The following is a 21,090-nucleotide window of genomic DNA, read 5'->3' on the forward strand; positions in this document are numbered from 1 at the left end:
TTTTCCGCGGCCACCCTCACCGGCCGACGTGAAGCCGACCCAGCAGATCGAGCGTCCGGAAACGCTCCCGCCGCCGCCACCGCCATCGTTCGGACCGGCGCCCGGCGCGGGCGAGAAACCGCATCGCCGGCACGGGTTGAACAAGACGACGATCGTGCTGATCGCCGTCATCGTGGTCGCGCTGCTGATCGGTGGCCTGGCCGCCGGCGAGCTCTACGCGCGGCAGCGCGCGGACAGCATCCTGACCGAGGTCGCCGAGTGTGTGACCGAGGACGGCGTCAAGATCTCCTTCGGCGTCAACCCGCCGTTCCTGTGGCAACACATCACGGGGCATTACACCAATATCTCGGTCACCACGGACGGCAACCGGGTGCAGAGCGCCGATGGGATGACCGCGGAGGTCACCCTCGCCGATGTGCGGTTGCAGGACACCGGGGACTCCAAGGGCACCATCGGGTCACTCGACGCGACCTTGAGCTGGAAGTCGGCCGGTATCAAGGACACCGTTGCCGCGAACCTGCCCGGCGTCGGCAATCTGGTGACAGGCGTGCGCACCGACCCCGCGGCGGGAACGGTGATTCTGGAGGCCGGTGACAACAGCGTCAGCGCCAAACCCGTCGTGACCGACGGCGACCTCAACCTGCAGGTCCTCGACGTCACCGGACCGCTGCCCAAGGACGCTGTGCAAACCGCGCTCAACGAGCTGACCAAGAAGCTCAATGACAACTACCCGCTCGGGATCCACGCCGACAGCGTCGAGGTCACCGAATCCGGTGTGGTCGGCACGTTCTCGAGTCGCGACGCCGCGATCCCCAAGGAGGACACCAACCCCTGCTTCGCGCGCCTCTGACCCCGATCACTGCGGGCGGTGTCGAATCAGTCCAGCGTCACGGCGATTTCGGGGCTGAGTTGATAGCCGGGAGCGAGCGGCAGCGTGTCGCCGCTCCAGAACGAGCCGGGATCGAACCAGTTGTAGTGCTTCTCCGAGGTCAGCAGACCCATTTCCTCGTAGGTGATGGCGACGGTCTCGGCGCAGTATGCGGTCTGCAGCCCCACTTGGAGCTTCTCCTGTTTTCTACGTAGCGTCGCGTCGCGAACTTTCCTGTGCACGAACGGAATTCCGCGGGTGAAGTCGCTGACGGCCAGACGCCCGCGGAACCACCGGCCGGTTAGCCGTGCGGTGCTCGGGAACGGTGTGCCGTCCATGCGGGCGACCACCTTCAGTGCCCGGTCTTCCTGCTCGCGGTTGGCATACGGCGTGAGTTGGCGCAGCCAGCAGCGCTGGTGATAGTTGGTGATCCATCGCTCCACCACCTGCCGCGCGTCGTTGAGTTGCACACCGCGCTGGTTGCGCCCGGTCCACATGTCGGTCAGCTTGTCGCCGAGTTCTGCGTGCCAGATCAGCGGTGGCAGGTCTTCGATCGCGATCGTCATCCCGACGTGGTTGACCGGACTGTTGGTCAGCGACTGAATGGCCCGGTCGGGCCCCGACCGTCCGCGAAACAGCCACAGATCGCCGGTGCGGGTCGCTTCCAGCGCCTGCTCCAACGACACGACGGTTGGTTTCACATCCGCAGCTTAGGCAGACTGAGCGCCATGCGCGGTATCTGGAAGTGGGTCGGGCTGGCGAGCGTCGCGGGTGTGGTGGCGGGTGGCGTACTGGTTGCGCGCGATCAGCGCCGCCGCAATTCCTACACGCCCGACGACATCAGGGCACGGCTGCACCAGCGGGTCGCCGAGGCCAACGCCGACGGTCAGGACGCGACCGCATAGAGCCGGTGTGATCCGCTGAATCCCTTGAGCTCGGCGTCGCGGCCGTCGTCGAACTCGATGTCCTCGACATCGGCGAGCGCGTCGCGCACCACCTCGCTCACCAGCACCTCGCCGCCGTCGGCCTCGTTCGCCACCCGTGCGGCCATCGCGACGTTGCGTCCGAACAGGTCATCGCCGCGGCGCACCGATTTGCCCATGTGGATCCCCATCCGGACGCGAATACCGTTGGGCGGCCGGCGAAGTGACCGTTGCACATCCATGCTGCACCGCACCGCATCCTCAGGCTGGGCGAACGCGACCATGAAGCCGTCGCCCTGGCTCTTCACCACGTAACCCGAATGCTTGTTGACGTGACGGCGCACCATTTTGTCGTGGCGGCCCAGCAACCGAACGAAGGCGCGGTCACCGATGCGTTCGTTGAGCGCGGTCGAGTCCTCGATGTCGGAGAACAGGATCACCATCTTGCCGCTCGGTGCAAGACGGGCCAGGTCCGGTCGCTCCACCTCGGCCCAGTCCGCGAGGTCTTCGATCGAGGACCGGACCGCCGCGCCGAAACCGTCCTTGCGCAGGATGTTCGCGGTCTGCCACACCTGTTTCACCGCTTCGCGGCCACCGCTGAGCAGCATGTTCTTGGTATCGAGACGCCGACGGATCTCGTCGAGTTCCTCACGCTGGCGGGTGTAGCGGATCCACACCACTGCGAGCGCGACACCCTCGGCCACCGCCAGCATCGCCAGTACGTACGCCACGATCTGGGTACCGGTCACCCCTCAAGTATTGGATGCTGAACCGGTGACGTCTGCGGAGCCCCCGTATTACGAGAGTCGCTACATCCGCGCCAACCACCCTGACCTGCCTCAGGCGCTGTGGCTCCGGGAGACGCTGCTGCTTCCCACGGCGGGGGAGGCGGTAGCAGATGTGTGGGTGATGGTCTTCGACCCGGCCGGCGCAGGTAACCGCGCGCTCAAGGAGCCGTACCCGATCGAGTCGGCTGACTACGGATACGAGGACTGGACCGCGCGCATCGCCGCGACCGCCCTCGACGACGGTTCGGCCGAGGGCGTAATCACCGGTGGGCACCGCTCGGCGCGGTGGGACCTGCGTATCACCCCGGGCGACGAAGCGCCGGTCCGGCTGCTCACCGACCGTGCCTACGCGGCGCGGTTCCCGACCGCCAAAACGACGGTGCGCCATCCCCTCGCACGCTTCGACGGGCTGCTCGAACTCGACGACGTCCGCCTCGTTCTCGACGGCTGGATCGGCAGCGTCAACCACAACTGGGGCACCCGGCACACGCCGTCGTACGCGTTCGGGCAGGTCTGCGGTTTCGACGACGCACCGGACACGACACTCGAAATCGTCACCGCCCGAGCGGCGTTGGGGCCGGTGCTGCTGCCGGGTGTGACGTTGTTCGTGTTCCGGCACGCCGGCCAGGAATTCGCGGTGCGCTCGATCCGCGGCAGCCTGCAGACCCACGGCCACTACCGTCCGTTCACCTGGACGTTCGGCGGGCGGGTCGGAGACCAGATGATCGAGGGCGAGATCGTGACCGATCCGTCCGACGTCATCGGGCTGACGTACACCGACACCGACGGCGCGGTGAAGTACTGCTACAACTCCGCGATAGCCAACTGCCGAATCCAGGTGGCAGGCAAGGCGTTCGAGCGCACCGAGTTGACGGCCAGCCGGCGCGCGATGTTCGAAATCCTGACAAGCGACCGCCAGGAAACGGTACCGCTGCTGGCGTGACCGCAGGACTCGCTTCGGGTCGCTCCGGCGATCGGCTAGCAATTCGCTGGCGCCGAATTGGACGCTCATGTCGGCGCCCCTTCCTGCGTCGACGCCTGAAACCATTTCGCATCGCTGCCAGCGGCTTTCGTTACACGGCCGTCAAATTGTGACGTAGTGCCCTTGCCGCGGCGACATAGGTCCCTGCCGTTGCTGGCCATCGACCCTGCTAATGCCTCGGCCCAAGGTGAAGGCTGGAAAGCGTCGGATAAGTGAGAGCGATGATCGAAGGGGGAATCATGAACACCATCGCACGTTTCGACGCAGCCAGGCGACGCCCAACCCGCGGCCCGACCCGGATGCTGGCCATCCTGGCTGCCGGCCTCGTCCTGATGTTGGGGTTGTTCGGCCAAGCGCTGACGACTGCACCGTCGGCGTCGGCAATCACCCAGGACGAGGCGCTGTTCATCAGCCTGCTCACCGAAGATGGGATCGGGCCGAGGCCGGGCTACAGCTGGAACGATCTGATCTTCGTCGGTCACGCGATCGCCTACGACCTTCGAAGCGGTGCCGATCTAGGGGCCGTGACATACGAACTCTGGAGCGACGCGCCCTATCTGGACATGGAAGGTGCCGCTAAGGTGGTCGCCGCGTCGGTGGTCGCTTTCGCTCCGGAGCTGGTGCCGATCTACACCGGTGATCCACCGGTCTACACCGACGAGCCCGGAGGGGACATGCTCGCCTGAGCGCTCCATCGGGCAGTAGCCAATCGAGGGTGTCGGAAAGTCGGCACCCTCGACCGCAGTGCGCGCCTTCGGCCCTAGGAGCCGTGCTGATCACCGGCTGACGAATTTCACCACGACTTCGGAGAACGCGTCGTTGTCGTCGCCGGCGGCGGTGTGCCCGGCCTCGGAGAGCTCGACGAACTCGGCCCGAGGCACCTTCTCCAGGAAGTCCTTTACCCCCGCGGTGCTGACCACGTCGGAAAGCTTCCCGCGGATCAACAGGATCGGGATGGTCAAGCCCATCACCGCCTGCTCGAGCTTCTCCTCGCGGACGAACCGGTCGTCGATCGGCGCAGTGAGAAACGCCGGATCCCAATGCCAGAACCAGCGTCCGTCGCGCAACCGCAGGTTCTTCTTCAAACCTTCGGGGTTGCGTGGGCGCTTGCGGTACGGCAGATACGCGGCGACCGCGTCGGCCGCCTCGTCGAGAGTCTCGAATCCGTCTATGCCGCTGGACATGAACTCGCGGATGCGGGCGCTGCCGTCCTTCTCGTACCGCGGTACCACGTCGACGAGTACGAGCTTGGTGACTTTCTCGGGTCCCGCGGCGCCGGCGGCCAACATGCCCGTCATCCCGCCCATGCTCGCGCCGATCAGAGCGACCGGACGTCCGATCTGTTCGATGACCGCCAGCGTGTCCGCACTCAACGCGTCGACGGTGTAGTTGGCGTTGGGCGCCCGGTCGCTGTCGCCGTGTCCCCGGCTGTCCAGCGCGACCACGTGCAGACCGAGACCGGCCAGGACGTGCCCGGTCTGCTTCCACGAGTAGCGGTTCTGGCCGCCGCCGTGCAGGAGCAGGACCGAGGGCTGCTCGGTCTGCGCGCCGTGGTTCCACTCGTCGGCCACCAGGGTGATGTCCTCCGACCCGCGGAACTTAACGGTCTGCGGTTCGCTGTCAGTCGCGCTCACGGCCGTCCTCTCCGGCTCGCCCCGGTGGCTCACGTTACCTACCGGGAATTTCCGTCGATCCCGGTGTCCCTGATGAGAGCGTCAATATACTTTGCGCTCGTGCAGCCCGAGTTTGCCGCCCGTGACCGTGAGCGCATCATCGAGGCTGCTTACGCCTGTTTGTCTCAACCGCACACGGGCCCCGTCCCGGTCGCTGCGATTCTGCAGCGGGCACAAGTCTCGACGCGGGCCTTCTACCGTCACTTCGAATCGAAAGACGAATTGTTCCTTGCCATGTTGCGCGAGGAGACCGACGCGTTGGCGCGGCGGCTCGACCGCGTCCACGAGGAGAAGTCAGGTGCTCCCGCCGAGCAGCTCGAAGCCTGGATCGAGGCGATGTTCGGCCTGATCCACGACGCGCAGATGCGGATGCACTTCACCGTGATCGACTCCGATGAGGTCCGCGCCGCCAAGGGCTATCGCGAGACGCGCGAGAAGGCCCATGCCGACCGTGAGCGTTCACTGGTGGAGATCCTGCGGAGGGGTCGCGCCGACGGTTCGTTCCCGTTGGCCGACCCGGAGCAGGACGCGGTCGCCATCAACGCGATCATCAGCCGTGTGCTGATCAGCCAGACCTTCGACGACCACGAGGGTCTGCGGCTGGCCAAGGCCCGGCTGCTCGACTTCGCGCTACGCGCTTTGGGCGCCCGGCAGGGCGTTGCCGAACTCGACGAAGCCGTGCGCGAAGGTTAGCCAGTGGCCCCTGAAGTGGACTAACTCGCGTGACCGACGTCGACGGTTGCTCAACCGCAAAATCCCGATATACGGTTCCCGGACGTCCGGCCGTGTGTACCCTTGCGCCACAGCCATCACGGGCGCGGGTTGTTGGTGTCAGGGAAGGTCGGCGGGCTATGGCAGTGCAGATGGCGGTGCGAGGCGCGCGGGTGGGAGCCGACTGATGGTCGCTGTCAATGCAATTGCCAAGCCCGTGCGCGCCTTCGGCGGCTTCTACTCCATGGCGCTCGACACCTTCGTGTGGATGTTCAGGCCACCTTTCGCGTGGCGTGAGTTCATCTCTCAGGCGTGGTTCGTGGCGCGGGTTTCGATCGTTCCGACGCTGTTGCTGACCATTCCCTACACGGTGTTGCTGACTTTCATCGAAACGATATTGCTTGGCGAGATCGGTGCCGCGGATTTCTCCGGTACGGGAGCCGCCCTGGGCACGGTGCGACAGATCGGGCCCATCGTGACGGTCTTGGTGGTCGCCGGCGCCGGTGCCACCGCGATGTGCGCCGACCTCGGTGCGCGGACGATTCGTGAAGAGCTCGACGCGCTGCGGGTGATGGGCATCAATCCCATTCAGGCACTTGTAGTTCCCCGGGTTCTCGCCGCCACCATCGTCTCGCTGGCACTGTCCGCCACGGTAATTCTGGTCGGCCTGTCCGGCGCGTACTTCTTCGTCGTGTACATCCAGAATGTCTCGCCCGGCGCCTTCGCCGCCGGTTTGACGCTGATCATCGGTGCGACCGACGTGATCATCGCGCTGGTGAAAGCGGCACTGTTCGGGCTCTCTGCCGGCCTGATCGCCTGCTACAAGGGAATTTCCGTGCGTGGCGGCCCGGCCGGCGTCGGTAACGCGGTGAATGAAACCGTGGTGTTCACGTTCATGGCGCTGTTCGCGATCAACATCGTCGCGACCGCGGTAGCGATCAAGATCACGCTATGACCGTTTCGCGTCCGCATTCACAATTCCCCTGGCTGAAGGCCAGGTTCCGCAGCGTGGCCGACCCGTGGAACCGCATCGGAACCCAGACCAAGTTCTACGGCCGCACGTTGCGGAACATGCACTACGTCTTGATCCATTACCGGATCGAGTTGATTCGCATCATCGCGCAGATGGGGCTTGGCGCAGGGGCGCTGATCATCATCGGCGGCACCGTCGCCATCGTCGGCTTCTTGACCGTGACAACCGGTGCGCTGGTGGCGGTCCAGGGATACAGCGACTTCTCCGAGATCGGCGTGGAGGCCCTGACCGGATTCGTGTCGGCCTACTTCAACGTGCGCCTGATCGCACCGGCGACCACCGCGATCGCACTGTCGGCGACGATCGGCGCCGGGGCCACTGCCCAGCTCGGCGCCATGCGCATCAACGAGGAAATCGACGCGTTGGAGGTGATGGGCATCCGCAGTATCGCGTTCCTCGCGTCCACCCGGGTGATCGCCGGCTTCCTCGTGGTGATCCCGCTGTACTGCGTCGGCGTGCTGATGGCGTTCTGGGCGGCGCGCTTCGGTACCACGGTGATCTACGGCCAGTCGACGGGCGTGTACGACCACTACTTCCGAACATTCCTCAACCCCACCGACCTGATGTGGTCGTTCGGCCAGTGCATCGCGTTGTCGGTGGTGATCATGCTCGTGCACACGTACTACGGCTTCACCGCTCGCGGCGGTCCGGCCGGGGTGGGGGAAGCCGTCGGGCGTGCGGTGCGCACCTCGCTGATCGTCGCCGCCTTCGTCCTGGTCATGCTCTCGCTGGCGGTGTATGGCCAGTCCGGTAACTTCAACCTGGCCGGGTGACGATGGAAGCACGAGACGAAGGCCTGCACCCCGCCTGGTGGACGTTGATCCTCGCGGTCGTGATCGCCGTCGCCCTGTGGCTGACCTATGCGCTGTTCGTCGGCTCCTTCAAGCAGACCGAAACCGTCACGCTGACCTCCGACCGTTCGGGTCTGGTGATGGAGACCAACGCCAAGGTCAAGTTGCGCGGCGTGCAAGTGGGGCGGGTCGCGTCGATCCGTGGCGGCAGTGAACCGGTGGCGTTGAAACTCGAGATCGACAGGGACAAGCTCGATTACATCCCCGCCAACGTCGAGGCGCAGATTCGGGCGACCACGGTGTTCGGCGCCAAGTTCGTCGACCTGATCTATCCCAGCGACCCCACCGCGAGGCGGCTGGAGCCCGGTCAGGTGATCAAGTCCCGCAACGTCACCGTCGAGGCCAATACGGTGTTCCAGAACGTCGTCGATGTGCTCGAGCAGGTCGACCCCGCCAAACTCAACAGTACGTTGTACGCGCTTGCCGAGGGTGTCCGAGGTCAGGGCGAGCTGATCGGGCAGGCCACCACCGACGCGAATCAGGTTCTGCTCGAACTCAATCCACGCAACGAGACAATCACCGAGGACCTGCGCGCACTCCGCGATTTCAACGACACGTACAGCGCTGCGGCACAAGACATCCTGATCACCCTCGATGGACTCAGCACCACAAGCACCACCATCACCGCTCAGGCCAGCCAGTTGGATGCGCTGCTGCTGGCCACCATCGGACTTTCCAACAGCGGGATCAACCTGCTCGCGCCGAACCAAGCGAACCTGATCAAGTCCATCAACGTGCTCGAACCGACCACCAACCTGCTGTACAAGTACAGCCCGGAGTACACCTGCCTGCTGACCGGCGCGAAGACCTTGCTGGACACCGGCGGGTACGACGCGCCCGGCGGTAACGGCCGGACACTGGTGCTCGACGTGGCGCTGGGGGTCGGCGACGACCCGTACCGGTACCCCAATCACCTGCCGATCGTCGGCGCCAAGGGCGGGCCGGGCGGCAAACCCAGTTGCGGTTCGCTGCCCGACGTCGCGCAGAATTGGCCGGTACGAAATCTCGTCACCAACACCGGGTTCGGCACCGGACTCGACTGGCGGCCCAATCCCGGCATCGGCTTCCCCGGGTACGCCAACTACCTGCCGACCACCCGCGCCGTGCCCGAACCGCCGAGTGTGCGCAACCTGTTCGGCGGACCCGCGATAGGCCCGATCCCGTATCCGGGAGCCCCGGCTTACGGTGCCGACCTGTACGCCGACGACGGCACCCCACTGTGGCCGGGCCTTCCGGCCGCCCCGCCGCCGATGGCGCCGCGTGATCCGGGACCCACGCCGGGTTCGGAGCCGTTCATCGTCCATTCGCCCGCCCAGGTGCAACCCACACCGCTACGACCGACACCCCTGCCGACCCCCGCACGACCGGGGCCTCCGTTCGGATGAACCACGACGCGATGAGAGGTGACACGCCATGTCCAGCATGAACGCCAGGGTCCGGCGAGACGCGCTGCGTCTCGCCGTGTTCCTGGCTGTGTGCCTGCTCGGCGTGTTCGGACTGTTCGCGGTCTTCGGCGAGATGCGCTTCGGGGAGGCCACCAACAGCTATGTCGCCGAGTTCACCAATGTCACCGGTCTGGAGAACGGCGATTTTGTGCGCATCGCCGGCGTCGAGGTCGGCAGCGTGGAAAAGGTTGCCATCCAACCCGATACCACCGCGCGGGTGGAGTTCACCGCGGACCAGTCGGTGGTGCTGACCGAGGGCAGCAGGGCCGTCATCCGATACGACGACCTCATCGGGGGACGTTACCTGGCACTCGAGGAGGGCGTCGGCGGAGTCAAGAAGCTCGAGCCCGGCGGCACGATTCCCTTCGCGCGCACGTCTCCCGCGCTCGACCTCGACGCGCTGATCGGCGGCTTCCGGCCGCTGTTCCGTGCGCTGGATCCAGACCAGGTCAACGCGCTGTCGAGTCAGCTGATCCAGGCGCTGCAGGGTCAGGGCGCGACCATCAACTCGTTCCTCGCCCAAACCGCGTCGCTGACAACGACTTTGGCGGATCGCGACCGGCTGATCGGCGACGTGATCGTCAACCTCAACGTGGTGCTGGGATCGCTCGGTGACCAGAACGAACAGTTCGCCAAGGCGGTCGACGCGCTCAGCCAATTGGTCGGGACGCTGGCAGAGCGCAGATCCGACATCAGCAACGGGCTGGCGTACACCAATGAAGCGGCCGGAACCGTCGCGGACCTCTTGGACCAGGCGCGGCCACCGTTCACCAAGGCGATCCAGGAGACGGACCGTGCCGCGGGGATCGTGGTGGCCGACCACGAATACTTCGACAACCTGCTGAACACATTGCCGGATGCCCATCAAGCGCTCGCGCGGCAAGGGCTCTACGGCGACTTCTTCAACTTTTATCTCTGCGACATTGTGCTCAAACTCAACGGCAAGGGCGGCCAGCCGGTGTATGTGAAAGTCGCCGGGCAGTCCACGGGGAGGTGTGCGCCGAGGTGAGGTCGTTTTCGGAACGGAACCAGACCGTCATTGGCGCCGTGGGGCTGGCGTTGACGATCGGCATCGTGCTGGGGTCGCTGAACTACGATCGACTGCCCTTCCTGCAGGGCAGCGAATACTCGGCCTACTTCGCCGAGGTGGGCGGGCTGGAAACCGGTAAGACGGTGCGGGTTTCAGGTTTCGAGGTCGGCAGCGTCAAATCCATCGAATTGGACGGTCCGCACGCGCTGGTGACGTTCACCGTCGACAGTGACATCCGGTTGGGTGATCGCACCGAGGCGGCGATCAAGACCGAGGGCCTGTTGGGTACGAAGATTCTCGAGGTCACCTCCCGCGGTGACGGCCGGCAGGAGGGCACCATCCCCCTTGATCGCACGACCTCGCCCTATGAGCTTCCCGATGCGCTGGGCGAATTGGCCGCGACGATCAGCGGTTTGAACACCGACCAGTTGTCCGACTCGCTGAGGGTGTTGTCGGAGACCTTCTCCGACACCCCGCCCGAGCTGCGGATCGCGATCGAGGGTGTGGCCCGGTTCTCCGACACGCTGAACGAACGTGACGCGCAGCTGCGCGGGCTGCTCGGCAACGCCGACAAGGCCACCAAGGTGCTGGCCGAGCGCAGCAACCAAATCGTGAGCCTGGTCAACAACACCAACGCGCTGCTGGCCGAGCTGGAAAACCAGAGCGCCGCACTGGATCAGGTGTCGGGCAACATCTCGGCGCTCAGCGGGCAGTTGCAGGGTTTCATCGGCGAGAACCGCGAAACCCTGCGACCCGCCCTGGACAAGCTCAACGGCGTGCTGACGATCATCGACAATCGCAAGGAACGCCTGCAGAAGTCGCTGTCGTTGCTGACCGACTACGTGATGTCGCTGGGTGAATCGGTGTCTGGCGGTCCGTTCTTCAAGAACTACGTCGCCAACCTGCTGCCGGGTCAGTTCCTGCAGCCGTTCATCGATGCCGCGTTCTCCGATCTCGGCCTGGATCCCAATGTGAAGCTGCCTTCGGAGCTGAGCGACCCGCAGGTCGGTCAGCCGGGAACGCCGGCGCTGCCGGTGCCGTTCCCGCGCACAGGTCAAGGCGGCGAACCACGGCTGACGGTCCCCGACGCCATCACCGGCAATCCCGGCGATCAGGCATGCGGACCGCCCGGGCTGCCGTTGCCGGGTCCTGGCTGCTATCCCTACCGCGAGCCGGTGCCGGCGCCGCCCCCCGGCGGGCCGCCTCCCGGACCGCCCGCTGAGGCACCGCCGGCCCTGCAGTCGACGCCGGACCCGACACCGTCACCGGTCGCGGTGCCCGCTCCCGGTGGGCAGGCCCACCTCTCACCTGCGGAGGCCGGACGATGACCCGCGGCGCGCGCAACATGCTGGCCGTTGCGTTGGTCGTGATACTCGCCGCGGGCGCGATCGTGTTGTTGCGCAACACCGGAGCGATCAACCGCACACACGTCGTCGCCTACTTCGACAACGCCAACGGCATCTACCCCGGTGACGACGTCAGCATCGTCGGCGTTCCCGTGGGCCAAATCGAATCCATCGAACCCCAACCCGACCGGGTCAAGATCTCGTTCTGGTACGACAGCAAGTACAAGGTGCCGGCAGACGCCAAGGCCGCGATCCTGTCACCGACGTTGGTGACCGCGCGCGCCATCCAACTGACTCCGCCCTACACCGGCGGACCGGTGATGGGCGACGACACGGTGATCCCCCAGTCGCGCACCGCCGTTCCGGTCGAGTGGGACGAGGTCCGGCAACAGTTGCAGAAGCTCGCCGAGACGCTCCAGCCGACCGAACCGGGCGGCGTGAGCCCCCTGGGGTCGGTCATCAACACCACTGCCGACAACCTGCGCGGCGAAGGTGCCAACATCCGTGACACCGTCATCAAGCTGTCGCAGGCTGTGACGGCCCTGGGCGATCACAGCACCGACATCTTCTCCACGGTCAAGAATTTGGCGACCCTGGTCTCGGCGCTGCAGGACAGCACCGACGTGATGCGTCAGCTCAACCAGAACCTCGCGTCGGTGACCGGACTGCTTGCCAACGATCCCAACGAAGTCGCCGACGCGCTGCGCGACCTCAACAACGTCGTCGGGGAAGTCCAGACGTTCGTCGCCGACAACCGCGAAGCGCTGGGCACCACGTCGGACAAGTTGGCCGGGGTGACCCAGGCGTTGACCGACAGCCTCGCCGAGGTCAAGCAGTTCCTGCACGTGGCGCCCAACACGTTGCAGAACTACGTCAACATCTGGCAGCCCGCTCAGGGTGCGGTGAGCAGCTTGCCGATGCTGAACAACTTCGCCAACCCGATTTCGTTCCTGTGCGGCGGAATTCAGGCCGCATCCCGGCTCAACGCCGAGCAGTCGGCCAAGCTGTGCGTGCAGTACATGGCGCCGATCCTGAAAAACCGCCAGTACAACTTCCTGCCCATCATGCAGAACGTCTTCGTCGGTGCCACGACGCGGCCCAATGAGCTGACCTACAGCGAGGACTGGTTGCGGCCCGACTACATTCCGCCGCAACCTGTTCCGCCGGCAGCTCCGCCGCAGTCGGCGCCGTCGGCGCAGGCGGCGCCACCCGCGCCGGCCGCCGGCCCGCCGTTGGCGGCTGAGGCGCCGGTCTCGACGAATCCGGCCGATGGTCTGCACGGGATGATGGTGCCCCAGGGGGTCGGGCCATGATGCGGCGCAATCTCATTCGCAGAGCGGCGGCGGTGGCCGTATCGGCCGCGGTGCTGTCGGGCTGTTCGGACTGGCAGGGGCTGAACTCGCTGCCGCTGCCCGGCGTCGAGGGCACCGGCCCGGGGGCGTTCACGATCCAGGCGCAGATGCCCGACGTCGACAACATCGAGCCCAATTCCCGCGTCCGAGTGGCCGATGTGAACGTCGGCACGGTGCGCAAGATCGAGCGTCAGGGTTGGCATGCGCTGGTGACGATGGAACTCAACGGTGACGTCGAACTGCCCGCGAATGCGACGGCCAAGCTGGGGCTGACGAGCCTGTTGGGGTCCTTGCACATCGAGTTGGCCCCGCCCACCGACGCGCCGCCGGCGGGCAAGCTCAAAGAAGGGTCGCTGATTCCGCTCGAGTCGTCGAGCGCCTACCCGAGTACCGAGCAGGCGCTGGCCGCAGTGGCGCTGCTGCTCAACGGCGGCGGCATCGGCAATATCTACGACATCACCGAGGCGTTGAGCGTCGCGTTCACCGGCCGCGAAAGCGACTTGCGCAGCCTCATCGAACAGCTCGACATCGCGATCGGCCATCTTGATGACCAGAAGCAGGACATCATCGAGGCCACCGAGAGCCTGAACAATCTGATGGGCCAGATCGCCGAGCAAAAGCCGGTGGTGGACAAGGCGTTACGGACCATTCCCGATGCCCTGGCCGTGCTGAGGGACCAACGGCAGAATCTGGCCGAGGTGCTGATTCAGCTGGGCAGGTTCAGCGCGCTGGCCGCCGACTCGGTCAATCAGACCAAAGACGCTCTGGTGCAAGAGCTCAAGGATCTGGGCGTGGTGCTGGAGGAGTTGGCCGACGCCGGACCCGCGTTGACCCGCGCGTTGAGCTTCTTGCCGACTTTCCCCTTCCCGAAGGAGACATTGCTCAATTGGATGCGCGGCGACTACGCGAACCTGACGTTGGTCGTCGACCTGACGTTGAGCAGGATCGATTCGAGCTTCTTCACCGGGACGCGGTTCGAGTGCAACCTGACGTGGTTGGAGCTGCAGTGGGGACGCACCATCGGCCAGTTCCCCAGCCCGTGCAACCACCACGTGCCGCCGCCGGGTGGCAACCCGTTGGTCGCTCCGTATCGCTGGGATCAGGGGCCGTAGCATGCGAATGACCCGGCAGATTCTCATCCAGATGGCGATCTTCTCCGTCATCGCGACACTCGCGTTGGGCATCATGGTGTTTGGGTACATGCGGCTGCCCAGCCTGCTCGGCGTCGGGCAGTACCGCGTCACCGTTGAATTGCCGGAGACGGGTGGGCTGTATCCGCGGGGCAACGTCACCTATCGCGGCGTGCAGGTCGGCGAGGTGAAAAGCGTCGATCTCACCGACAGGGGAGTCGAGGCGGTGCTGTCGCTGGACTCCGACGTCAGGATTCCCGCCGACCTCGAAGCCGAGGTGCACAGTGTGTCCGCCGTCGGCGAGCAGTTCGTCCAGTTGCTCCCGCGCAGCGGCGACGGTCCGGAACTCAAGGACGGCGATGTGATCCCGTTGGACCGCACCAGGGTTCCGACGGATATCAATACGGTGCTCGACGATACGGCTCGGGGCCTGCAGGCGATTCCCCAGGAGAACTTGAGGACCGTCGTCGACGAGGCCTATACCGCGGTGGGCGGGCTCGGGCCCGAGCTGCGCCGGCTGGTCCAGGGGAGCGCGACGCTGGCCATCGACGCCCGCAAGAACCTCGACCCGCTGCTCACGCTGATCGACCAGTCCAAGCCGATACTCGACACCCAGACCGAGACCGCCGGCTCCATTCAGGCGTGGGCGGCGAACCTGGCGAGCATCAGTGGCCAACTGCAGAGCCAGGATCCGGCGGTGTCGGGAATCCTGGCCAAGGGGCCGGGGGCCGCCGACGAGGTGCGCGCCCTGTTCGAACGGCTGCAGCCGACCCTTCCGATCGTGCTGGCCAACTTGGTCAGCATCGGAGAGGTCGCGCTCGCCTACCAGCCGAGCCTCGAGCAGCTGCTGGTGTTGTTGCCGCAGGGCACCGCCGTCACGCAGGCCGTGGGCGTGCACAAGCGCAACACCAAGCAGGACTACATGGGGGATTCGCTGATCTTCAACCTCAACGCGATCCTTCCCGCGTTGCCCGCGCCGCTGCCGCTGCCACCGCAGAATCTGCCGCCGCCGTGTACGACGGGGTTCCTGCCCGCGCAGCAGCAGCGCGTCCCGGTCTTCGAGGACTATCCCGACCGGCCGGTGGGCGATCTGTACTGCCGGACGCCGCAGGACGCGCCGTTCAACGTCCGTGGCGCCCGCAACCTGCCGTGTGTCACCGTGCCGGGCAAGCGGGCTCCGACGTGGCAGATGTGCGAGAGCGACGAGCAGTACGTGCCGCTCAATGACGGCTACAACTGGAAGGGCGATCCGAACGCGACCCTCTCGGGGCAACCCATCCCGCATGTGCCACCGGATGTGCCCGTCGCCATCACGCCGCCTCCTCCGGGTACGCCGCCGTTGCCCGTCGCGGCCGCCGAATACGACCCCGCGTCCGGCGAATACGTCGGACCGGACGGCAAGGTGTACACCCAGTCCAACCTGGCGAACGGTGCCGCGGGCGAGCGGCCGTGGCAGTCGATGCTGGTCCCGCCGGGAAGCTGACGCTGATCGTTGCGGTATCTGAGCCGGCAGGGATGTGGTGCCCTTCCGTGGGCAGGTTCCGACGCTATGGTGTCGAACACGTAAGTTGTAGCCGACCTGTCTACCCGACCCCGACTTGGCCCTCGGGCCGCAGAGGAACCTAGATGGCAGACGAGACCACTCCCGGCAAGGACGCCGCGGCCGAAGGTCCCGAGTCCACGACGGCTGCTTCGACGACACCGGCTGCTTCGACGACACCGGCTGCTTCGACGACACCGGCCGCTTCGACGACAGAGACCCCCGAAACGACAGGGGATGCCGAGGCCGTCGAGGATTACGACGCCGCCGACGGCGAAGCGGAGCCCGCCCCGCCCAAGGCGCCGATGTCCCACGTTCGGCTGGCGACGATCGTCGGGCTCGTGGTCGTGGTGGCCCTCGCGGCGCTGACCGGGTGGCTCGGGTACCGGGCGTACGAGTCGCGGCAGGCCGACGATCTGCGCAACCTCTATCTGCAGGTCGGGCGGCAGGGCGCGCTGAACCTCACGACGATCAGCCACGAGCACGCCGAGCAGGATGTGCAACGTGTCCTCGACTCGTCGACCGGAACGTTCTACGACGACTTCCAGGCCCGCGCGCAACCGTTCATCGAGGTCGTCAAGCAGGCGCAGTCGAAGTCGGAGGGCACGATTTCGGAGGCGGGAATCGAGTCGTTGAACGACGACGAGGCCAAGGTGCTGGTGGCCGTCACCGTCAACACGACCAACGCCGGGGCACCCGAGCAAGCGCCGCGGTCCTGGCGGATGAGGATCTCGGTGCAGAAAACCGGCGAGGACGAGGCCAAGATCTCGAATGTGGAGTTCGTACCGTGAGCAATAGACATCGACTTCCGCGGCGCAAACGAGACGACGCCACCGACGAGTCCGTCGAAAAGGGCACGACGCCGGCATCCGATGCGGTCGAGTTGACGAAATCGACAGCCGAGACGACGACGGCCGCGGAGACGACCGAATCCGCGGAGAGCACCGCATCCGCCACGACCTCCGAATCAGCCGCGGCGACCGAGTCAGCTGCGGTGACCGAGTCAGCTGCGGTGACCGAGTCGGCGGAAACCTCCGAGTCAGCCGCGGTGACCGAGTCAGCGGAGGCCTCCGAGCCCGCGGAGACGACCGAGCCCACCGGCGGACGAGGCATCAACTGGGCCCGCGTCTTCGCCTTCGGCGTGCTGCCCGCCCTCGCCCTGCTGCTGGCGGGTGCAGCGGGCTATCTGAAGTGGGTCGACAACTCGGTGCGCAACGCGGACGCGGCGCGCGCCGAGTCGGTTCAGGTTGCCAAGGACAGCACCGTGGCGATGCTGTCGTACAAGCCGGACACCGTCGAACAGCAGCTCAACGACGCACGTTCCCTGTTGACCGGCGAGTTCGAGGAGTCCTACACCGGGCTCATCAACGACGTGGTGATCCCCGGCGCGCAGCAGAAGCAGATTTCTGCGGTGGCTTCGGTGCCGGCGGCCGCATCCGTGTCGGCCGGCCCCGACGAGGCCGTGGTGTTGGTGTTCGTCAACCAGACCGTGGTCATGGGCCAGGACGCTCCGACGGATACCGCCTCGAGTGTGCGGGTGACACTGGAGAAGATCGACGGTCGCTGGCTCATCTCGAAGTTCGACCCGGTGTAGGGCGTAGTGGCCGACCCCGAACTCATCGATGTCGATGCGCCGGGCGTGCGGCTGCGCGCGCTCAGTTGGGGCACTGTCGGTGCGCCGACCGCGTTGTGCCTGCACGGTTTTCCCGATACTGCGCATGGGTGGCGCAACATCGCACCGCTGCTGGTCGATGCGGGGTGGCGGGTGGTGGCGCCGTTCATGCGAGGCTACGCACCGTCGTCGACGGCATCCGACGGGAGCTACCACGTCGGCGCGCTGATGGACGATGCGCTGAGGGTGCTCGATGCGGTCGTTCCGACGGGGCGTGACGTGCTCATCGGGCATGACTGGGGAGCGATCGCCGGTGCCGGCCTCGCCGCAATGCCGGACAGTCCCTTCTCGAAGGCTGTCATCATGTCGGTGCCGCTTGCCGCGGCGTTCCGACCCCTTGGCCGGACGCCGGACGCGGGCCGGCTCGCCGCGCAGTTGCCCCGCCAGTTGCTCCGCAGCTGGTACATCATGTACTTCCAATTGCCCGGCCTCCCTGAGCGATCCGCGTCGTGGGTGGTGCCCCGCTTGTGGCGCCAGTGGTCGCCGGGTTACGACGCCACCCAGGACGTCGCCCACGTCCTCGACGCGATCGGCGCGCCCGAGAATTGGCGGGCCGCCCTCGGCTACTACCGGGCCACCGTGCGCAACAGCAAGCCACCCGCGCAGTACGCCGAACTGCACCGGCATTGGCTGTCGGCGCCGCAGCTGCCGACGCTGTACTTGCACGGCACCGATGATGGTTGCGCCTCAGCCGATTACGTCCGATGGGTGCAGCGAGTTCTGCCCGAGGGTAGTGAGGTCGCCACCGTCGAGCGGGCCGGTCACTTCCTGCAGCTGGAACAGCCCGAAGCCGTCGCGAGCCACATCGTCGACTTCATCGGCGCGGTCCGCGCTTAGCCTGGAGGACATGGGGCGGCGACTGGCTGCGGTGGATGCGCAGACGTATTGGATGTCGGCCAAGATCCCCAGCGATCAGTTCTTGCTCTACGGTTTCGCTGGGGCCGTGGGCCTCGACGCGGCAATAGCGCTAGTCCTTGACCGGGCGCGCGGCTGCACCGAATTGCGCCTGCGGGTGCGTGACGGCAATCCGCTGACGTATCCGCAGTGGGTGACCGCGGATGTTTCACCGAACCAGTTCGTGATGCACGTCGCGGGGAGCAGTTGGGCGCAGTGTCTGGCGATCGTGGCAGGGCAGTTGAGCTCGGACCAGCTCGATCCGCGGATCATGGCGTGGCGGATCCACATCTTTCCGGCCGTCGAGAACGTTCCGGGAGCGGGACTCGGCACCGTTGCGGTGGTGCAGGTGGCGCACGCGCTCGGGGACGGTATCCGGTCATCGGCGTTGGCGGCGTGGTTGTTGGGGCGACGAGCGATCGTGCCGAATGTTCCGGCGCCGGAGCTGTTTTCGGGCGTGAGGTTGCCATGGCGCGGCTATGCGGCGGCACGGGCCCACCGCCGGCTCGTGCGCGATACCTCGGCCCGATCGGTTCCCTCGCCGGCGGATCCACGTCCGGCGTTGCGCAGCAATGCGCGACCGGAAGGCTTGCGCAGTATTCGGACGGTGGTGCTGCGGCGCGCAGAGATGCCAGGGCCGACGGTGACGGTCGGTGCGCTGGCCGCGATATCCGAGGCGTTGGCCGGGCACCTGCGGGAATTCGGTGATGACCCGTCGCTGCTGGGCGCCGAGGTACCGATGGCGAAAGCGGGAGACCGGCGCGCCCACAACCACTTCGGCAACGTGGGTGTCGGCCTGTATCCGGATCTGGCCTTCGATGCGCGAGCCTCTCGCATCACCGAGGACCTCAAGCAACGCCGACGCAGGGCCGCCCATCCGGCGATGGCTGCGGCCAACCGAGCGTCCGCCGCGGTGCCTGCCTGGTTACTGCGTTATGGCGTAGCGAAATTCGACCCGACACTGCGCTCTCCGACCGTCACGGGAAACACCGTCGTTTCCAGCGTGAACCGCGGGCCCGCCGACCTGCGCTTCGGTAATTCGCCCGTTGTCGTCACCGCCGGATTCCCAGGGCTGTCGCCGATGATGGGCGTGACGCACGGCGTGCACGGCATCGGAGACACTATCGCGGTCAGCGTGCATGCCGCCGAGTCCGCGATCGGCGACATCGACTCCTATGTCGAGAGATTGAAGGCGGCGTTGGATCGATGAGGTATCGGTCGGTGAAGCGGGGCGGTATTTCGGCGAGGGTCAGCGACACCCACGCGGCCGGCATCTGATCATGCCGTTCGGCCGCGCCGCGGCCAGAATCCCGCGACCATTACCAGGAGGGGCCCGCACCGCGGAGAGGTGAAGCGACTAGGAAAACCCCGAGGTCGCATCAGCGAGGAGGCACGTGATGCCTGGGACACCAGCAGATTCATCGGCGTCGGCCGGCCGTCGATTCCCGGACGAGTTCTTCTGGGGCACGGCTACTGCGGCCTTCCAGATCGAAGGCGCCTGGGACGAAGATGGCAAGGGTCCGTCTATCTGGGACACCTTTGGTCACGCCGGCAAGATCAGGGACGGCTCCACCGGCGACGTGGCCGTCGATCACTATCACCGGTATAAGGAAGACATCCAGCTGATGAAGGCGATCGGGGCGACGGCATACCGGTTCTCCATCTCGTGGCCCCGCATCTTTCCTGACGGGGTTGGCCAGCCGAATTCGAAGGGTTTGGACTTCTACCGTCGTCTCGTTGACGAGCTGCTCGCCAATGGAATCGAGCCGTTCGCGACGCTTTACCACTGGGACTTGCCACAGGCGCTGCAGGACAAGGGCGGATGGCAGTCGCGCGACACGGCTGAGGCGTTCGGCGATTACGCGGGCTACGTCGCGGCGCAGCTCAGCGACCGGGTGCGGCACTTCTTCACCATCAACGAGTTTTCCAGCTTCGTGGAGCTGGGACACGGCAGGGGCATGCTCGCTCCGGGCTTGCAGCTGCCGCCGGGTCAAGTCAACCAAATTCGTCATCATGCCGTGCTTGGCCACGGCCTGGCCGTTCGGTCCATTCGCGCTCAGGCCCGCCCGGCGACCAAGGTCGGGCCCGCGGAGCAGATGATCGGCACCGCTCCCATCATTGAGACGGCAGAGAACATCCGGGCCGCAGCGGCCGCATTGCGGGAGCTCAACGCGGGCTACATGACCGTGATGATGGAAGGCTGTTACACCGATACGTTCCTGGCGCAACAGGGCGCGGACGCGCCGAAGTTCACCTCCGAGGACCTGCAGATCATCAGTAGCCCGGTCGATTTCGTCGGCACCAACATCTATATGGTCCATGCCTTTGTCCAGGCATCCGACTCGGAGCCCGGGTACGAAGTGGTCGCAGGAAGCTTCATGGTGCCTCCCCCGGCACGGTCGTATCAGCCGATGCATGCCCGCGCCCAGTATCCGAACTCGGAGGTCGCGTTGATGCTCAGCCCCGAATCGATGTACTGGGGGACGCGCCTACTGGTCGACGTATGGAACGCCAAGGAAATCTTCATCACCGAGAACGGCATGCCGACGACCGCTGAGGAGGACGCCGAGGGATTCGACACGGGCCGCGTCGTATGGCTCCGGGCTTTTCTCACCGAACTGCAGCGGGCGACGGCCGACGGTGTGCCGGTTCGCGGCTACTTTCACTGGAGCCTGCTCGACAACCTCGAGTGGGGCGCGGGCATGCAGCCAAGGTTCGGGCTCTATCGGGTCGACCTTGCGACTCAGAGGCGATCACCCAAGCTCAGCGCGAATTGGTTCCGAGAGGTGGCGCGACACAATGCGGTCGTGTGAATCGCCGGCGTGCGGCGTTGGCGAATCACCACAGCTGCG

21 protein-coding genes are annotated in these 21,090 nt (G+C 66.0%); 18 read left to right on the forward strand and 3 right to left on the reverse strand.

Annotated features, from left to right (window positions below; translation table 11 throughout):
- The first annotated feature begins 28 nt into the window (after positions 1-28).
- Positions 29-850 (forward strand): LmeA family phospholipid-binding protein, encoded by an 822-nt coding sequence (locus tag AU198_RS06215; RefSeq protein ID WP_082690885.1) that lies wholly within the window; start codon positions 29-31, stop codon positions 848-850.
- Between the two features lie 26 nt (positions 851-876).
- Here the strand turns inward: AU198_RS06215 and AU198_RS06220 are convergent, their stop codons facing one another.
- Positions 877-1,554, reverse strand: coding sequence for a hypothetical protein (locus AU198_RS06220; protein WP_064346656.1), 678 nt, complete (start codon positions 1,552-1,554; stop codon positions 877-879).
- A 42-nt stretch (positions 1,555-1,596) separates the two neighbouring features.
- On the opposite strand from AU198_RS06220, the gene AU198_RS26095 reads away from it, so the two are divergent.
- Positions 1,597-1,773 (forward strand): hypothetical protein, encoded by a 177-nt coding sequence (locus AU198_RS26095; RefSeq protein ID WP_156431506.1) that lies wholly within the window; start codon positions 1,597-1,599, stop codon positions 1,771-1,773.
- Here AU198_RS26095 and AU198_RS06225 read toward each other — a convergent pair.
- Positions 1,755-2,504, reverse strand: a complete 750-nt coding sequence (locus AU198_RS06225) for an adenylate/guanylate cyclase domain-containing protein (protein ID WP_064346738.1) — start codon at positions 2,502-2,504, stop codon at positions 1,755-1,757. The two genes, AU198_RS26095 and AU198_RS06225, sit on opposite strands and share 19 nt — an antisense overlap.
- A 61-nt stretch (positions 2,505-2,565) precedes the next feature.
- On the opposite strand from AU198_RS06225, the gene AU198_RS06230 reads away from it, so the two are divergent.
- Together AU198_RS06230 and AU198_RS06235 are read left to right on the forward strand one after the other, a co-directional pair.
- On the forward strand, positions 2,566-3,522 hold the full coding sequence (locus AU198_RS06230) for a hypothetical protein (RefSeq protein WP_064346658.1): 957 nt from the start codon (positions 2,566-2,568) through the stop codon (positions 3,520-3,522).
- Positions 3,523-3,800: 278 nt separating this feature from the next.
- Entirely contained in the window at positions 3,801-4,247 is a 447-nt protein-coding gene (locus AU198_RS06235; protein WP_197416032.1) for a DUF732 domain-containing protein, read from the forward strand.
- Between the two features lie 90 nt (positions 4,248-4,337).
- Here the strand turns inward: AU198_RS06235 and AU198_RS06240 are convergent, their stop codons facing one another.
- Positions 4,338-5,195 carry an alpha/beta fold hydrolase gene (locus AU198_RS06240; protein WP_064346739.1) on the reverse strand — a complete coding sequence of 286 codons (858 nt, stop codon included), beginning with the start codon at positions 5,193-5,195 and terminating at the stop codon, positions 4,338-4,340.
- A gap of 99 nt (positions 5,196-5,294) precedes the next feature.
- On the opposite strand from AU198_RS06240, the gene AU198_RS06245 reads away from it, so the two are divergent.
- The 14 genes from AU198_RS06245 to AU198_RS06310 all read left to right on the forward strand — a co-directional run bounded on the left by AU198_RS06245 (position 5,295) and on the right by AU198_RS06310 (position 21,051).
- Entirely contained in the window at positions 5,295-5,927 is a 633-nt protein-coding gene (locus AU198_RS06245) for a TetR/AcrR family transcriptional regulator (RefSeq protein WP_231744587.1), read from the forward strand.
- A 205-nt stretch (positions 5,928-6,132) separates the two neighbouring features.
- Entirely contained in the window at positions 6,133-6,900 is a 768-nt protein-coding gene (locus tag AU198_RS06250; RefSeq protein ID WP_064346663.1) for an MlaE family ABC transporter permease, read from the forward strand.
- Positions 6,897-7,751, forward strand: a complete 855-nt coding sequence (locus tag AU198_RS06255) for an ABC transporter permease (protein WP_064346665.1) — start codon at positions 6,897-6,899, stop codon at positions 7,749-7,751. The genes AU198_RS06250 and AU198_RS06255 overlap by 4 nt, the downstream gene beginning before the upstream one ends.
- A 2-nt stretch (positions 7,752-7,753) precedes the next feature.
- Positions 7,754-9,214: an MCE family protein gene (locus AU198_RS06260; RefSeq protein WP_064346666.1), complete on the forward strand. Its 1,461-nt coding sequence runs from the start codon at positions 7,754-7,756 to the stop codon at positions 9,212-9,214.
- Between the two features lie 37 nt (positions 9,215-9,251).
- Entirely contained in the window at positions 9,252-10,283 is a 1,032-nt protein-coding gene (locus AU198_RS06265; protein ID WP_064346744.1) for a virulence factor Mce family protein, read from the forward strand.
- The gene (locus AU198_RS06270) at positions 10,280-11,632 is read left to right on the forward strand and encodes a virulence factor Mce family protein (RefSeq protein WP_064346745.1); all 1,353 of its coding nucleotides are present in this window, start codon (positions 10,280-10,282) and stop codon (positions 11,630-11,632) included. Before AU198_RS06265 ends, AU198_RS06270 begins: the two co-directional genes overlap by 4 nt.
- Positions 11,629-12,963, forward strand: coding sequence for a virulence factor Mce family protein (locus AU198_RS06275; protein WP_064346668.1), 1,335 nt, complete (start codon positions 11,629-11,631; stop codon positions 12,961-12,963). The genes AU198_RS06270 and AU198_RS06275 overlap by 4 nt, the downstream gene beginning before the upstream one ends.
- On the forward strand, positions 12,960-14,114 hold the full coding sequence (locus tag AU198_RS06280) for an MCE family protein (RefSeq protein ID WP_064346670.1): 1,155 nt from the start codon (positions 12,960-12,962) through the stop codon (positions 14,112-14,114). The genes AU198_RS06275 and AU198_RS06280 overlap by 4 nt, the downstream gene beginning before the upstream one ends.
- Position 14,115: 1 nt before the next feature.
- Positions 14,116-15,615, forward strand: coding sequence for an MCE family protein (locus AU198_RS06285; RefSeq protein WP_064346672.1), 1,500 nt, complete (start codon positions 14,116-14,118; stop codon positions 15,613-15,615).
- A 143-nt stretch (positions 15,616-15,758) separates the two neighbouring features.
- Positions 15,759-16,463 (forward strand): Rv1363c family protein, encoded by a 705-nt coding sequence (locus AU198_RS06290; RefSeq protein ID WP_064346673.1) that lies wholly within the window; start codon positions 15,759-15,761, stop codon positions 16,461-16,463.
- A complete protein-coding gene (locus AU198_RS06295; RefSeq protein ID WP_082690886.1) occupies positions 16,460-17,266 on the forward strand; it encodes an Rv1363c family protein in 807 nt (268 codons plus the stop codon). Before AU198_RS06290 ends, AU198_RS06295 begins: the two co-directional genes overlap by 4 nt.
- Positions 17,267-17,272: 6 nt before the next feature.
- Complete coding sequence (locus tag AU198_RS06300) at positions 17,273-18,181, forward strand: alpha/beta fold hydrolase (protein ID WP_064346675.1); 909 nt, start codon at positions 17,273-17,275, stop codon at positions 18,179-18,181.
- A gap of 10 nt (positions 18,182-18,191) precedes the next feature.
- Complete coding sequence (locus AU198_RS06305) at positions 18,192-19,448, forward strand: condensation domain-containing protein (protein ID WP_064346678.1); 1,257 nt, start codon at positions 18,192-18,194, stop codon at positions 19,446-19,448.
- Between the two features lie 187 nt (positions 19,449-19,635).
- Positions 19,636-21,051 (forward strand): GH1 family beta-glucosidase, encoded by a 1,416-nt coding sequence (locus AU198_RS06310; RefSeq protein ID WP_064346679.1) that lies wholly within the window; start codon positions 19,636-19,638, stop codon positions 21,049-21,051.
- Positions 21,052-21,090 lie beyond the last annotated feature (39 nt).

It is taken from the genome of Mycobacterium sp. GA-1199, from assembly GCF_001500045.1.
Classification (GTDB): domain Bacteria; phylum Actinomycetota; class Actinomycetes; order Mycobacteriales; family Mycobacteriaceae; genus Mycobacterium.

What these genes read in the sequence shown, in the direction of transcription:
- AU198_RS06290 (WP_064346673.1), top strand. Translation starts at nt 15,759, where the DNA reads ATGGCAGACGAGACCACTCCCGGCAAGGACGCCGCGGCCGAAGGTCCC.
- AU198_RS06225 (WP_064346738.1), bottom strand. Translation starts at nt 2,504, where the DNA reads ATGCTGGCGGTGGCCGAGGGTGTCGCGCTCGCAGTGGTGTGGATCCGC.
- AU198_RS06255 (WP_064346665.1), top strand. Translation starts at nt 6,897, where the DNA reads ATGACCGTTTCGCGTCCGCATTCACAATTCCCCTGGCTGAAGGCCAGG.
- AU198_RS06260 (WP_064346666.1), top strand. Translation starts at nt 7,754, where the DNA reads ATGGAAGCACGAGACGAAGGCCTGCACCCCGCCTGGTGGACGTTGATC.
- AU198_RS06310 (WP_064346679.1), top strand. Translation starts at nt 19,636, where the DNA reads ATGCCTGGGACACCAGCAGATTCATCGGCGTCGGCCGGCCGTCGATTC.
- AU198_RS06280 (WP_064346670.1), top strand. Translation starts at nt 12,960, where the DNA reads ATGATGCGGCGCAATCTCATTCGCAGAGCGGCGGCGGTGGCCGTATCG.
- AU198_RS06305 (WP_064346678.1), top strand. Translation starts at nt 18,192, where the DNA reads ATGGGGCGGCGACTGGCTGCGGTGGATGCGCAGACGTATTGGATGTCG.
- AU198_RS06250 (WP_064346663.1), top strand. Translation starts at nt 6,133, where the DNA reads ATGGTCGCTGTCAATGCAATTGCCAAGCCCGTGCGCGCCTTCGGCGGC.
- AU198_RS06275 (WP_064346668.1), top strand. Translation starts at nt 11,629, where the DNA reads ATGACCCGCGGCGCGCGCAACATGCTGGCCGTTGCGTTGGTCGTGATA.
- AU198_RS06265 (WP_064346744.1), top strand. Translation starts at nt 9,252, where the DNA reads ATGAACGCCAGGGTCCGGCGAGACGCGCTGCGTCTCGCCGTGTTCCTG.
- AU198_RS06285 (WP_064346672.1), top strand. Translation starts at nt 14,116, where the DNA reads ATGCGAATGACCCGGCAGATTCTCATCCAGATGGCGATCTTCTCCGTC.
- AU198_RS26095 (WP_156431506.1), top strand. Translation starts at nt 1,597, where the DNA reads ATGCGCGGTATCTGGAAGTGGGTCGGGCTGGCGAGCGTCGCGGGTGTG.
- AU198_RS06235 (WP_197416032.1), top strand. Translation starts at nt 3,801, where the DNA reads ATGAACACCATCGCACGTTTCGACGCAGCCAGGCGACGCCCAACCCGC.